Origin of the sequence: Rathayibacter sp. VKM Ac-2926 (assembly GCF_022815565.1) — a bacterium.
In the GTDB taxonomy this organism is placed as follows: domain Bacteria; phylum Actinomycetota; class Actinomycetes; order Actinomycetales; family Microbacteriaceae; genus Rathayibacter; species Rathayibacter festucae.
Genome location: NZ_JALGRS010000011.1, coordinates 24310 through 36661 on the forward strand (window position 1 = coordinate 24310; position 12352 = coordinate 36661).

Below are 12352 nucleotides of genomic sequence, written 5' to 3' on the forward strand. Positions count from 1 at the left end.
AGACCCGCCGTGACCTGGCAGGCATCGTCCGCGGTCCTCTGGTCTCAGAGGTCTCGGTGCGGGTGGGCCGCGCTTGCGCGCGAGCATCCCGTCGAGAGGTGCGCCTCAAGCGGGCGACCCGTACACAACGAAGGCTGAAGAGCGTTCTCACGTCCTTTTTCGTGCGGAACGGGCGGTTCAGCCTTAGTTGTGCACACCGCTGACGACTGAGAGACGACGAAGGCCGGGACTCCGACCCGCGACTGTGTCGCGGAAGGACTCCCGGCCTTCTTCATGTCTCTTCGTGCAGTCGTCGCGGCACGCGCACGTCGTCAGACGCTGCGCCCCCGGACCAGCCGCCCCTCGCAAGGCGGAGCGGCGATTCGCGTGCCAAGCGAATCGCCGTAGCCGGTGGCGAGACGCTCTAAGGAACGCAACCACCCGCCCTGCCGACTGCGGCGCGCCGCTGCGCGGCGCGCGAATCAGCCTTGAGCGCGTCGCGCAGGGCGGCGCTCGGCGCCGGCCGGGGCGGAGCTGCCGGAGCCCGAGCCGGTGCTGTAGTACGAGCGCGAGCCGCCCGAGGTGGTCGCTGCGGCGGCGGAGCGGCCGCGGCCGCCGCGCTGTCCGCCGCGAGCGGCGCCGTCGGAGCTCCCGCCGGTGCCGCGGCGGGGACGGTCGGAGCCGGCGCCGGCGGGAGCCGCCGAGCGCTCGCCGCGTCCGCCGCGGGGCGCGGTGCCGCCGTCGGTGCGCGCGGCGCGCTTGCGCTGCGCGTTGGCGCCCTGCGAGCGGCCGCCCTGCGACTGGCCGCGGACGGGCTCGACGACGGCGGTCGGGGTGACGTACGCCGCGACGTCGCCGACGAGCTTCGACACGGCGGCCGAGTCGGCGGTGACGAGCTGCGGGGTGACCTGGATGGCGGCCTTGCGCAGGAGGGTCTTCACGTCGCCGCGCTGGCTGGGCAGCACGACGGTGACGACGTCGCCCTCGCTGCCGGCGCGGGCGGTGCGGCCCGAGCGGTGCAGGTACGCCTTGTGCTCCATGGGCGGGTCGACGTGGATGACCAGCTCGACGTCGTCGACGTGCACACCGCGGGCGGCGACGTCGGTGGCGACGAGCACCTTGACGGTGCCTGCGCCGAAGGCGGCGAGGTTGCGGTCGCGGGCGACCTGCGAGAGGTTGCCGTGCAGGTCGACGGCGGGGATGCCCTGGCCGGTGAGCTGCTTGGCGAGCTTCTTCGCGTGGTGCTTGGTGCGCATGAAGAGGATGCGGCGGCCGGTGCCGGACGCGAGGGTCTTCACGAGGGCGTTCTTGGCGTCGAGGCCGTCGACCTCGAAGACGTGGTGGGTCATCAGCGCGACGGGCGAGTTCGCCTCGTCGACCGAGTGCAGCACCTCGTTCTGCAGGTACTTCTTGACCAGCTTGTCCACGCCGTTGTCGAGCGTGGCCGAGAACAGCAGGCGCTGTCCGCCGCGGGGGGTCTTGTCGAGGATGCGCGTGACGACGGGCAGGAAGCCCAGGTCGGCCATGTGGTCGGCCTCGTCGAGCACGGTGATCTCGACGGCGTCGAGGTTGACGAAGCCCTGCTTCATCAGGTCCTCGAGGCGGCCGGGGCACGCCACGACGATGTCGACGCCCTGCTTGAGCGCGGCGACCTGGCGCTGCTGCGAGACGCCGCCGAAGATCGTGGTGGTGACGATGCCGTAGGCGTCGGCGAGGGGCTGCATGGCCGCGGTGATCTGCGTGGCGAGCTCGCGGGTCGGCGCGAGGATCAGGCCGAGCGGGCGGCCCGGGCGGCGGCGTCCGCCGGCGAGGGCGCCGCCGAGGCGGGCGACCATGGGGATGGCGAAGGCGAGGGTCTTGCCCGAGCCGGTCTTGCCGCGGCCGAGCACGTCGCGGCCGTTCAGGGTGTCGGGGAGCGTGTCCACCTGGATCGGGAAGGGCTCGGTGATGCCGTTCGCGGTCAGGGCGGTGACGAGGGGTGCGGGGACGCCGAGTGCGGCGAAGGTGGGGATGGTCGACATGGATGGTGCCTTTCGGGGCATCATGCCGATCTGACAGCGCAGGCGGTGGCCGGGCGCGGGTGATCGGCTGTTCGGGCGAAGGTGACGGTGGTCACATCCGTTCGCCGTACGAAGCGGTGCGCGCGGCCGGGGGCCTCATGCACGTGCGCCAGATGGTCGGGATCCAGAGGGATCCGCAACGGAAAATGGGCGTTCTACGACGCGGGGGAGCGCAGTCGTCGCGCTCGCACCCTCCCACCCTAGTGGGTGCCGATCCATCCCCGCATGGTCGACTGCACGCGGGAGCCGTCGAGGTCGGCCAGCTTCAGGCCGACGAAGTCCCGCGCCCAGTCCGAGGTCTGCACCCGGAAGGGCGGCTCCGGGTCGCGCAGGGTCTGCAGGATCACGGCGGCGACCTCCGCCGGCTCCTGGGCATGGCTGGAGGAGAAGGCGGAGGCCGTGCGGTCGAGGTAGGCGCCGAGCGCGCCGGCGTACGGGCCGGCCTCGGCCATCAGAGCGGAGGAGTCGATGCCGACGTTCTCGACGAAGCTGCTGCGGACCGCGCCCGGCTCGATCAGCGAGACGTGCACGCCGACGGCCGCGGCGACGGGCGCGAGCGCCTCGAAGAAGCCCTCGATCGCGAACTTCGCGGCGCAGTAGTCCTCGTTGAAGGGCTGGCCGACGGCGCCGCCGACGCTCGACACGGTCACGATCCGCCCGCGCGAGGAGCGCAGCAGCGGCAGCGCGGCACGGGTCACGGCGACGGTGCCGAAGAAGTTGACCTCCATCACACGGCGCAGCTCGGCCGGGTCCTCGAGCTCGGTGATGCCGACGTGGCCCGCGCCGGCGTTGTTCACCAGGACGTCGAGTCCGCCGTGCACGGACTGGATCCGCTCGAGGCACGCGGTGACGGAGTCGGCGTCGGTGACGTCGAGCCGCTGCACGTCGAGCTCCACCCCGGCCCCGCCGATCGCCTCGCGCAGTCCGTCGGCGTGCTCCACGTCGCGGACCGTCGCGACCACCTGCCAGCCCGAGCGGGCGGCCTCGATCGCTGTCGCGCGGCCGATGCCGGTCGAGGTTCCGGTGACGAGGAGGACGGGTCGGGGCATGCTGATTCCTGCTTTCCGGCGCGGGGGCGCGCCGCCCGGAGGCTATCGGCGGAGCCTCCGAGAACGGTCAGCATCGGCGGGCGGGATCTCGATACGCCCTCTGCGAGGGCTGCTCGATCAGCATGTCGCCGCCGCGTCAGCCCTTGTAGCGCTCGCCCACCGGCACCTCGACCGGCAGCGTGTTGCCGGCCTGCGCGAGCGGGCAGGCCCAGGCCGGGTCGTACGCGCAGGAGGGGTTGTAGGCGAAGTTGAAGTCGAGCACGAGCGTCGACGGCGTCGCTCCGGTGCCGAGGTCGGCGCCCTTCACGGTGTCGAGCAGGTAGCGGCCGCCCCCGTAGGTGCCGCCCGGTGTTCCGGCCAGCGCGTCCTTGACGGGCACGAAGAGCCCGCCGCCGTAGGAGCCGAGCTTCCAGACGTCCAGGGTCCCTGCGGAGGGGACCTCGACGGTCCCGACCAGCTCGAACGGCACGACGCCGTCCGTCCCGGTCTCCACGTCCATGCGCCGTGCCTCCTCGGCCGGCGCGACCTCGAGCTCGAACCGCCAGGCCGCGTCGTACGGTGCGATCGGCAGCGAGCGGAAGTGCGCCCGGTCGGCGGGCAGCAGCGGAGTGGCGGGGTGTCGGTCGAACAGCGCGTTGCGCGCCCGGATCCACGACGCGTGCGCGGCGAGCAGGTCGACGTTCGAGAGCCTGCGGACCTCGGCGTACATCGCCTGGACGTGGCGGCGCCAGTCGGCGACCTCGATGGCGGAGGCGAGCCGGCGCCGCGGCGACACGGCGCCCTCTTCCTCGCTGCCGTCGTCCTCGCCGGCGGGCCAGCGGAAGCGCAGCAGGTCCGCGCGGGACAGCTCGACGGCCTCCTCGGCCGATCCGTCGGGGCTCACGGTGCGTCCTCCCCTCGGGGGCGGGTATCGGCGCCGACGTCGTGACGCCAGGTCGGGGCCAGCGCGCGGATGCGGATCCCGCGCCACTGCCAGAACGCCCACATCGACGGCCAGAGCGCCGGCGAGGCGAGTCCGGCGCTGAACTCCAGCCGGTCGCGGAAGAGCGTGCGCCCGTCCGGGAGCGGCGCGACGGCCATCCGGTGGTCCCACGCGGTGATCAGCCGCAGCGCGCCGGAGAGCGGAGCGCCGTTGTCGCGGAGGATCCGGACGTCGGGCATCGACGGGACGCGGCGGTAGGAGAGGTCGATCTCCTGCGCGCCCATCGGCACGATCCCGAGCGCGTCCATCGCGACGTCGTGCGGCCCGAGGCCCCAGGTCGGCCGGAAGCCGCCCTCGTCCAGGGACGCCGCGGTCAGGAACGGGGACATCACCTCGCGGAACACGGCCGGACTCTGCAGGGCGCGCCAGGCGGAGTCGGGGTCGGTGTCGAGCACGTGCTTGAGCATCACCTTCACGGAGTCCATCCTCCTCCGGGTTCTTCCGGGCGGGAACCGGGTGCGCGCCGGGCCGCGGGCGTGTAGGCGGCGGCGGAGCGGTCGGTACCGTGGAGGAGTGAACGCCGCGCTCCCCGACTCCGACCGCACCGCCGCCGCCCCGGCCACCGCCTTCGACCAGGGGTCGTACCAGATCCGCTTCGACTGGGGCGCCCGCGGTCTCCGCGCCCTCGCCCCCGCGCACATCACCGTGCTGGTCGACGCGCTCCCGGGAGGAGCGGACGACGCCGTCGACCCCGACGCGATCGACGGCCACGTCGTCCGCGCCGGTCTGGCCGACCGCACCGCCGTCGCCCGCTGGATCCTCGAGCGCCAGCACGAGAACGGCGGGCGGACCAGCGTCAACGTCGTCGCCGTCGGCGAGGTCGACGCGGCGGGCGAGCCGCGCTTCGCCGTGGAGGACCAGCTGGCCGCGGGCGCGCTGATCGACGCCCTGATCGGGCTCGGCATCGACCACGTCTCGCCCGACGCGGCCGTGGCCTCGGCCTCCTACGAGGGACTCCGCCGGGCGTGCGTCCACCTGCTGACCGCCTCCGCCACCGGCCGCCTGCTCACGGCGCAGGGCCGCGGGGCGGAGATCTCCGCCGCCGCCCGCGTGGACACCGTCGACACGGTGACGGTCCTGCGCTCCCCGCGCTGACGGACCGGGCCTGAGCGTCTCCGCAAGGGGTGCGGCCGCGCTCGACCCGCGGGGCCGGAGCGGCGTAGCGTTCCCCGGGAGCGGAGGACCGCCTCCGCCGATCGTCTCCGCGACAGGAAAGCTGGCCCGAATGAAAGCCGTCCTCAACGACGTCGTCATCGCCGACGCCCCCGACTCCGACCTCATCTCCATCGAGGGCAACTGGTACTTCCCGCCCACGAGCGTGAACAACGACTACCTGGTGCCGAGCAGCACCCAGTACACCTGCCCGTGGAAGGGCGAGGCGCAGTACTACGACGTGAAGTCCGACGACGGGATGCTCAAGGACCGCGCCTGGTCCTACCCGACGCCGTACCCGACCGCGTTCGACCGCGTCGGCAAGGACTTCTCGGGCTATCTCGCGTTCTGGAAGGACGTGAAGGTCGTCGACTAGCCCTCGACGCGGTCCGCGCGCTCGGCGCTCCGGCGCCGGTGCGCGCGGACCTTCGCCCGGTTGCCGCAGCGCTGCATCGAGCACCAGCGCCGCGAGCCGGCCCGGGAGGTGTCGAGGTAGAGGATCCGGCAGTCCTCCGCGTCGCAGCGGCGCAGCCGCCCCGGAGTGCCGCCGCCCAGCAGGTCCACCGCCTCGCGGGCGAGGGTCGAGAGTGCCTGCCGCGCCGCCGCGTGCGAGCGGCCGGCCTGGCGCGAGCCGCCGGAGAGCGACGGCGGGACGTCCGGCATCGCGGCGAAGAGATTGACGACGTCGACGTCCGCCGGGTCGCCCACGACACCCCGCTCGGCGGCGACCGCCAGCCGCGAGACCGCGCCGCGCAGCATCAGCGCGTCGTCGAGCCGCGCGTCGCGGGCGGTGGCGTCGACGGCGTCGAAGCGCTCGGCGAGCCACGCCGCCAGGGCCTCGTCGGAGTCGAGGCGCTCGCCGGGGATCCCGCGCAGCGGCCCGGTGCAGGCGAAGTCGAGCGCGAGGCTGCCGGAGTCGAACCACCAGCGCAGTCCGCCCGCGTCGACCAACCACTGCCCGGTGCTCGGCACCCGGCCGCGGACCACGCGATGCGGTGCGCCCTCGCTCACGCCGAGCGCTCGCTCGCGGCCGGTCGCGCCGGCACCTCGCGGCGCCGCCACTCAATCGCGTTCGCGGCCTCGAAGCGCCGGGCGCACCTCCCGCAGGCCAGCGGCCGGCTCGGGCGGCGGTGCCGGTAGAAGAGGTGCCCGCTCGGGCAGCTGCCGACCCACGGGGCCAGCTCGTCCGCGGTCGGATTGCTGTGCGTGCGGTCGCCGGTGTAGCCGAGCGCGGTGGCGATCCGCCGCCACGCGGGCCCGTGCCCGGCCTTCGGGCCGGCGAGCGCGTGCGCGACCTCGTGCAGCAGGGTCTGGTGCACCTCCTCGTCGCTCCACCGCGCGGCGAGGTGCCGCGAGACGGTGATGCGCCGGTCCTTCCAGTGGCAGGCGCCGCCGCGGGTGCGGGCGTGATCGAAGGCGAAGCTCCACGAGGCGTCCAGGTGCTCGCGCAGCAGCGCGTCCGCCCAGCGGGCGACCTGGTCGAGCTCAGCCATCGGTCGGATCGGCTCCGGGGCTCAGGCCTCGTCGCCCTCGGCGCGGCGGCGGCCGCGCACGGCGCCGTCCGCCCGGGGGCCGCGGGTCGACTCGTCCTGGAACTCGGAGGCGGCGGCGAAGCCGAGGCGCGCGACCTCGAGCTCCTCCTCCTCCACGCCGACGCGCTCGCCGAGCGCGGTCGCCGCGTCGAAGTCGCGCGCGGCCTGGCTGTACTCGCCGCTCTCGAAGAGCGCGAGCCCGCGGTGCTTGAGCGCGAAGGAGTGCTCGACGTGCCACTCGTGCGTGCGCGCCTCCTCGACGCAGAGCGTCAGCTCGGAGAGCGCCTCGTCCGAGCGGTCGCGCAGCTGCATGAGGCGCGCGCGGCGGACGCGCGCGGTGAGCAGCTCGGCGCGGTCGCCGGAGAAGCGGGTGCGGCGGACGGCCTCGGTGGCGATGTCCCAGGCCTCGTCGAGGCGGCCGAGCAGGCGCAGCAGCTCGGCCTTCTCGGTGAGCGCGGCGAGGGAGCGCAGCGCGCCGATCTCCTCCAGGCGGTCCTGGGCGGCGTCGACGTCGATCTCCTCGCGGAGCGTCGCGGGGTCGTGGCGGATGATGATGCTCAGGGCGGTTCTTCCTCGTGGATGCGGATCCGGATCGGCGCACGCTGCGGCGAGAGGACGGAGGGGGCTCTGGCCCCCGTCCACTGTACGGGCAACCGGGCCGGGCCGCCCGGCCCGGACGCGCGGGGTCGAGGTCGGCCCCGGCGACGTTCCTCGGCCCCGGCGCCGCTCCTCAGCCCCGGCGGACCTGGAAGATGCTGCGGGCCGGCAGCGGCGAGGGCGTGGCGGTGTCGTCGGTGACGACCGAGGCACCGCCGAGGAAGTTCTCCAGCTCGCGCCCCTGCACCAGCTTCGCGGGCGCGGGATCGGAGGCGAGCCGCCGCGGCAGCCCGTCCACCGGCAGCGGAGAGGGCGAGGCGAGCATCACCACGTTGCCGAAGCGCTTGGCCTTCAGCATCTGGGTGTCGGTCATGATCGCCGTGTGCGCGAAGACCGCCGCGAGCGTGGCGGCCTGGGCGCGGGCGAAGGCGAGCGCGCCGCCGTCGGCCACGTTGACCGCCACGACGCCGGTGGGCGCGAGCAGCGGCGCGATCTCGCGGTAGAACTCGGCGCTCGTGACGTGCGCGGGTGTCCTGGCCCCGGAGAAGATGTCGACCACCACGACGTCGACCGTGCCGAGCAGCCCCGGCGGCAGCTTGCCGAGCACCTCGCGGGCGTCACCCTGGCGGATCCGGATCTGCGCGCCGCGGGGCAGCGGGAGCGCCTCCCGCACCAGGTCGACGAGCGCCGCCTCGATCTCGACCACCTGCTGGCGCGAGCCGGGCCGGGTCGCCGCGACGTAGCGGGGGAGGGTCAGCGCGCCGGCGCCCAGGTGCAGCGCCGTCACGGCCTCGCCCTCGGGCGCGAGCAGGTCGATCGCGTGGCCGATCCGCCGCACGTACTCGAAGGAGAGGTGCGTGGGGTCGGCGAGGTCGACGTGCGACTGCGGGGTCCCGTCGACGACGAGGGTCGCCGCGTCGGAGGAGTGCCGGTCGGGCTCGATCTGCGCGAGGAATCCGCTGGCGAGCACGGCGCGGGGGTGCTCGGAGTCGTCGCCGCGTCGGCGACCGGTGCGTTCGGCCATCCGACCAGTCTGCCGTGCCGCGCAGGAGGGGAGGCGGAGCGGGAGAGGAGGAGCAGGAGAGGCGGGGAGGAAGACGGAGCGGGCGAGACCCTCGACCCGGCCGTATACCCGAGGCCCGTGCCGGGCGCAAGCACCTGCACTTGCGCGGCGTGGCGCAGTGCATCTATAGTTGTACTTTGCGCTCCCGAGTGCCGAGTCGTCATATTGCGGTCGACCAGCCATCGGAACCCGGCATCAGATGGTGGATGCCGATGCCACACTCTAGCCCCCGCCCCGAAGGCCGCGTCAAACCGGTCGCTTCGTCGCTGCGGCCGCGTCACCGCGGTCACGGAACGGGGAGCAGGACGTGTCGGCCCGCCCGGCGGGAGCCCACTCCACACATCCCACAGATTGAGACCCGCGAGGGTCTACGGAGGTTCCTTCCTTGGCTGCTGCGCCCAACGCAACCACCACCTCACCCAAGAACGGACGCGGAGCTTCGCGTCTCTCGTTCGCCAAGATCAGCGACACCCTGACGGTTCCGGATCTGCTCGCGCTGCAGACCGAGAGCTTCGACTGGCTCGTCGGCTCGGAGGCGTGGAAGACCCGCGTCGCCGAGGCGAAGGCCGTCGGCCGGGAGGATCTCCCCGCCAACTCCGGACTCGACGAGATCTTCGAGGAGATCTCCCCGATCGAGGACCTCAGCGAGACGATGCAGCTGAGCTTCACGAACCCGTACCTCGAGCCCGAGAAGTACACGATCGAGGAGTGCAAGGAGCGCGGCAAGACCTACGCCGCTCCGCTGTACGTCGAGGCCGAGTTCATGAACCACCTCACGGGTGAGATCAAGACCCAGACGGTCTTCATGGGCGACTTCCCCCTGATGACGGAGAAGGGCACGTTCATCATCAACGGCACCGAGCGTGTCGTCGTGTCCCAGCTCGTCCGCAGCCCGGGCGTGTACTTCGAGCGCCAGCAGGAGAAGACGTCCGACAAGGACATCTACTCCGCCCGCGTCATCCCCAGCCGCGGTGCCTGGCTCGAGTTCGAGATCGACAAGCGCGACCAGGTCGGCGTCCGCATCGACCGCAAGCGCAAGCAGTCGGTCACCGTCTTCCTCAAGGCCCTGGGCCTGACGAGCGAGGAGATCCTCGAGCAGTTCGCCGGCTACGAGTCGATCGAGCTGACCCTCGAGAAGGACAACATCCTCACCAAGGAGGACGCCCTCCGCGACATCTACCGCAAGCTCCGCCCGGGCGAGCAGGTCGCCGCCGAGGCCGCCCGCGCGCTGCTGGACAACTTCTACTTCAACAGCAAGCGCTACGACCTCGCCAAGGTCGGTCGCTACAAGATCAACCGCAAGCTCGGCATCGACAAGGCGCTGTCCGACTCGGTGCTCACGGTCGAGGACATCATCGCGACCATCAAGTACCTGGTCGCGCTGCACGACGGCCGCACCAACCTGCCCGGTGTGCGCGACGGCGCCGCGGTCGACCTCCGCCTCGACGTGGACGACATCGACCACTTCGGCAACCGCCGCATCCGCGCGGTCGGCGAGCTCATCCAGAACCAGGTCCGCACCGGTCTGTCCCGCATGGAGCGCGTCGTCCGCGAGCGCATGACCACGCAGGACATCGAGGCGATCACCCCGCAGACCCTGATCAACGTCCGCCCCGTGGTGGCCGCGATCAAGGAGTTCTTCGGCACCTCGCAGCTGTCGCAGTTCATGGACCAGAACAACCCGCTCGCGGGTCTGACCCACAAGCGCCGCCTGTCGGCGCTCGGCCCCGGCGGTCTCTCCCGTGAGCGCGCCGGCGTCGAGGTCCGCGACGTCCACCCGTCGCACTACGGCCGCATGTGCCCGATCGAGACCCCGGAAGGCCCGAACATCGGCCTGATCGGCTCGCTCGCGTCCTTCGCGCGCATCAACTCGTTCGGCTTCATCGAGACCCCGTACCGCAAGGTCGTCGACGGCGTCGTCACCGCGCAGATCGACTACCTCACCGCGTCCGAGGAGGACGAGTACCTGGTCGCCCAGGCGAACGCCCCCCTCACCTCCGACATGCGCTTCGCCGAGGGCAAGGTCCTGGTCCGCCCCAAGGGCGGAGAGGTCGAGCTCGTCGACGCCGAGCGCGTGCACTACATGGACGTCTCCCCGCGCCAGATGGTGTCGGTCGCGACGTCGCTGATCCCGTTCCTCGAGCACGACGACGCGAACCGCGCGCTCATGGGCGCGAACATGCAGCGTCAGGCCGTCCCGCTGCTGCGCAGCGAGTCGCCCGTCGTCGGAACCGGCATGGAGGGCTTCGCGGCCATCGACGCCGGCGACGTCATCACGGCCGACAAGGCCGGCGTGGTCCAGGAGGTCTCCGCCGACTCCGTCACCGTCCAGTTGGACGAGGGCGGCACGCAGACCTACTTCCTGCGCAAGTTCGACCGCTCGAACCAGGGCACCTCGTACAACAACCGCGTGGTCGTCTCCGCCGGTGAGCGCATCGAGGTCGGCGAGATCGTCGCCGACGGTCCCGCGACCGAGAACGGCGAGCTCGCGCTCGGCAAGAACCTGCTCGTCGCGTTCATGCCGTGGGAGGGTCACAACTTCGAGGACGCGATCATCCTCAGCCAGAACCTGGTGAAGGACGACGTCCTCTCCTCGATCCACATCGAGGAGTACGAGGTCGACGCCCGCGACACCAAGCTCGGCAAGGAGGAGATCACCCGCGACCTCCCCAACGTCAGCCCGGAGCTCCTGGCCGACCTGGACGAGCGCGGCATCATCCGCATCGGCGCCGAGGTCCGCCCCGGCGACATCCTCGTCGGCAAGGTCACGCCCAAGGGCGAGACCGAGCTCTCGGCCGAGGAGCGCCTGCTCCGCGCGATCTTCAACGAGAAGAGCCGCGAGGTCCGCGACACGTCGCTGAAGGTGCCCCACGGCGAGCAGGGCACCATCATCGGCGTCAAGGTGTTCGACGCGCAGGACGGCGACGACGAGCTCGGCTCGGGCGTCAACCAGCGCGTGGTCGTCTACATCGCCCAGAAGCGCAAGATCACCGAGGGCGACAAGCTCGCCGGCCGCCACGGCAACAAGGGCGTCATCTCGAAGATCCTGCCGGTCGAGGACATGCCGTTCCTCGCCGACGGCACCCCGGTCGACATCGTGCTCAACCCGCTCGGCGTCCCCGGCCGGATGAACTTCGGCCAGGTCCTCGAGATCCACCTCGGCTGGATCGCGAAGCAGGGCTGGAAGGTCGAGGGCAAGCCCGAGTGGGCCAAGCGCCTGCCCGAGCACGCCCGCGAGGCCGCTCCCGGCACCAAGGTCGCCACCCCGGTGTTCGACGGTGCGGCGGAGGAGGAGCTCGCAGGGCTCCTCGACTCCACCACCCCGACCCGCGACGGCGAGCGCCTGATCGGCTCGTCCGGCAAGACGCAGCTGTTCGACGGCCGCTCGGGGGAGCCCTTCCCGGACCCGGTCTCGGTCGGCTACATGTACATCCTGAAGCTGCACCACCTCGTCGACGACAAGATCCACGCGCGCTCGACGGGCCCGTACTCGATGATCACCCAGCAGCCGCTCGGTGGTAAGGCGCAGTTCGGCGGCCAGCGCTTCGGCGAGATGGAGGTGTGGGCCCTCGAGGCCTACGGTGCCGCCTACGCGCTGCAGGAGCTCCTCACCATCAAGTCGGACGACATCCTCGGCCGCGTGAAGGTGTACGAGGCCATCGTCAAGGGTGAGAACATCCAGGAGCCGGGCATCCCGGAGTCCTTCAAGGTCCTCATCAAGGAGATGCAGTCCCTGTGCCTGAACGTCGAGGTCCTCTCGGCCGACGGCACCGCGGTCAGCCTGCGCGACACGGATGACGAGGTCTACCGCGCCGCGGAGGAGCTCGGCATCAACATCTCCTCCCGGTTCGAGTCGTCCTCCGTCGACGACATCTGATCCCGCGCCAGCATCTGACGACTCCCCGTCTCTGACGAGACACCCTGTTTTCCGACAAGGA

Annotated in this window: 11 protein-coding genes; 3 read left to right on the top strand and 8 right to left on the bottom strand. The window is 72.1% G+C overall.

What is annotated here, in order from left to right; genetic code table 11:
• Nucleotides 1-461: 461 nt before the first annotated feature.
• The 4 genes from MT351_RS14935 to MT351_RS14950 form a co-directional block, all read right to left on the bottom strand.
• The gene (locus MT351_RS14935; RefSeq protein ID WP_132436051.1) at nucleotides 462-2000 is read right to left on the bottom strand and encodes a DEAD/DEAH box helicase; all 1539 of its coding nucleotides are present in this window, start codon (nucleotides 1998-2000) and stop codon (nucleotides 462-464) included.
• A 239-nt stretch (nucleotides 2001-2239) separates the two neighbouring features.
• Nucleotides 2240-3088 carry an SDR family oxidoreductase gene (locus MT351_RS14940; protein ID WP_132436050.1) on the bottom strand — a complete coding sequence of 283 codons (849 nt, stop codon included), beginning with the start codon at nucleotides 3086-3088 and terminating at the stop codon, nucleotides 2240-2242.
• Nucleotides 3089-3224: 136 nt separating this feature from the next.
• Nucleotides 3225-3797, bottom strand: coding sequence for a DUF1684 domain-containing protein (locus MT351_RS14945; protein WP_123445360.1), 573 nt, complete (start codon nucleotides 3795-3797; stop codon nucleotides 3225-3227).
• 170 nt (nucleotides 3798-3967) lie between these two features.
• Nucleotides 3968-4495 (bottom strand): hypothetical protein, encoded by a 528-nt coding sequence (locus MT351_RS14950; RefSeq protein ID WP_217274397.1) that lies wholly within the window; start codon nucleotides 4493-4495, stop codon nucleotides 3968-3970.
• 88 nt (nucleotides 4496-4583) lie between these two features.
• Between MT351_RS14950 and MT351_RS14955 the strand changes: the two genes are divergently transcribed.
• Complete coding sequence (locus MT351_RS14955; RefSeq protein WP_132436049.1) at nucleotides 4584-5165, top strand: 2-phosphosulfolactate phosphatase; 582 nt, start codon at nucleotides 4584-4586, stop codon at nucleotides 5163-5165.
• Nucleotides 5166-5295: 130 nt separating this feature from the next.
• Complete coding sequence (locus tag MT351_RS14960; RefSeq protein WP_123445021.1) at nucleotides 5296-5598, top strand: DUF427 domain-containing protein; 303 nt, start codon at nucleotides 5296-5298, stop codon at nucleotides 5596-5598.
• Here MT351_RS14960 and MT351_RS14965 read toward each other — a convergent pair.
• From MT351_RS14965 to MT351_RS14980, 4 genes are all read right to left on the bottom strand, one after another.
• The gene (locus MT351_RS14965) at nucleotides 5595-6233 is read right to left on the bottom strand and encodes a CGNR zinc finger domain-containing protein (protein ID WP_243582558.1); all 639 of its coding nucleotides are present in this window, start codon (nucleotides 6231-6233) and stop codon (nucleotides 5595-5597) included. The genes MT351_RS14960 and MT351_RS14965 overlap by 4 nt on opposite strands.
• The gene (locus MT351_RS14970) at nucleotides 6230-6715 is read right to left on the bottom strand and encodes a SprT-like domain-containing protein (RefSeq protein ID WP_123735016.1); all 486 of its coding nucleotides are present in this window, start codon (nucleotides 6713-6715) and stop codon (nucleotides 6230-6232) included. Before MT351_RS14970 ends, MT351_RS14965 begins: the two co-directional genes overlap by 4 nt.
• Before the next feature lie 21 nt (nucleotides 6716-6736).
• The gene (locus MT351_RS14975; protein ID WP_185019941.1) at nucleotides 6737-7396 is read right to left on the bottom strand and encodes a hypothetical protein; all 660 of its coding nucleotides are present in this window, start codon (nucleotides 7394-7396) and stop codon (nucleotides 6737-6739) included.
• 88 nt (nucleotides 7397-7484) lie between these two features.
• Entirely contained in the window at nucleotides 7485-8375 is an 891-nt protein-coding gene (locus MT351_RS14980; RefSeq protein WP_123733504.1) for a spermidine synthase, read from the bottom strand.
• Nucleotides 8376-8799: 424 nt separating this feature from the next.
• On the opposite strand from MT351_RS14980, the gene rpoB reads away from it, so the two are divergent.
• Nucleotides 8800-12291 carry a DNA-directed RNA polymerase subunit beta gene (gene rpoB / locus MT351_RS14985; RefSeq protein ID WP_123702077.1) on the top strand — a complete coding sequence of 1164 codons (3492 nt, stop codon included), beginning with the start codon at nucleotides 8800-8802 and terminating at the stop codon, nucleotides 12289-12291.
• Nucleotides 12292-12352 lie beyond the last annotated feature (61 nt).

Coding starts and splice junctions, on each gene's coding strand:
- MT351_RS14935 (WP_132436051.1), bottom strand. CDS start 2,000: ATGTCGACCATCCCCACCTTCGCCGCACTCGGCGTCCCCGCACCCCTC.
- MT351_RS14940 (WP_132436050.1), bottom strand. CDS start 3,088: ATGCCCCGACCCGTCCTCCTCGTCACCGGAACCTCGACCGGCATCGGC.
- MT351_RS14945 (WP_123445360.1), bottom strand. CDS start 3,797: ATGTACGCCGAGGTCCGCAGGCTCTCGAACGTCGACCTGCTCGCCGCG.
- MT351_RS14950 (WP_217274397.1), bottom strand. CDS start 4,495: ATGGACTCCGTGAAGGTGATGCTCAAGCACGTGCTCGACACCGACCCC.
- MT351_RS14960 (WP_123445021.1), top strand. CDS start 5,296: ATGAAAGCCGTCCTCAACGACGTCGTCATCGCCGACGCCCCCGACTCC.
- MT351_RS14970 (WP_123735016.1), bottom strand. CDS start 6,715: ATGGCTGAGCTCGACCAGGTCGCCCGCTGGGCGGACGCGCTGCTGCGC.
- MT351_RS14980 (WP_123733504.1), bottom strand. CDS start 8,375: ATGGCCGAACGCACCGGTCGCCGACGCGGCGACGACTCCGAGCACCCC.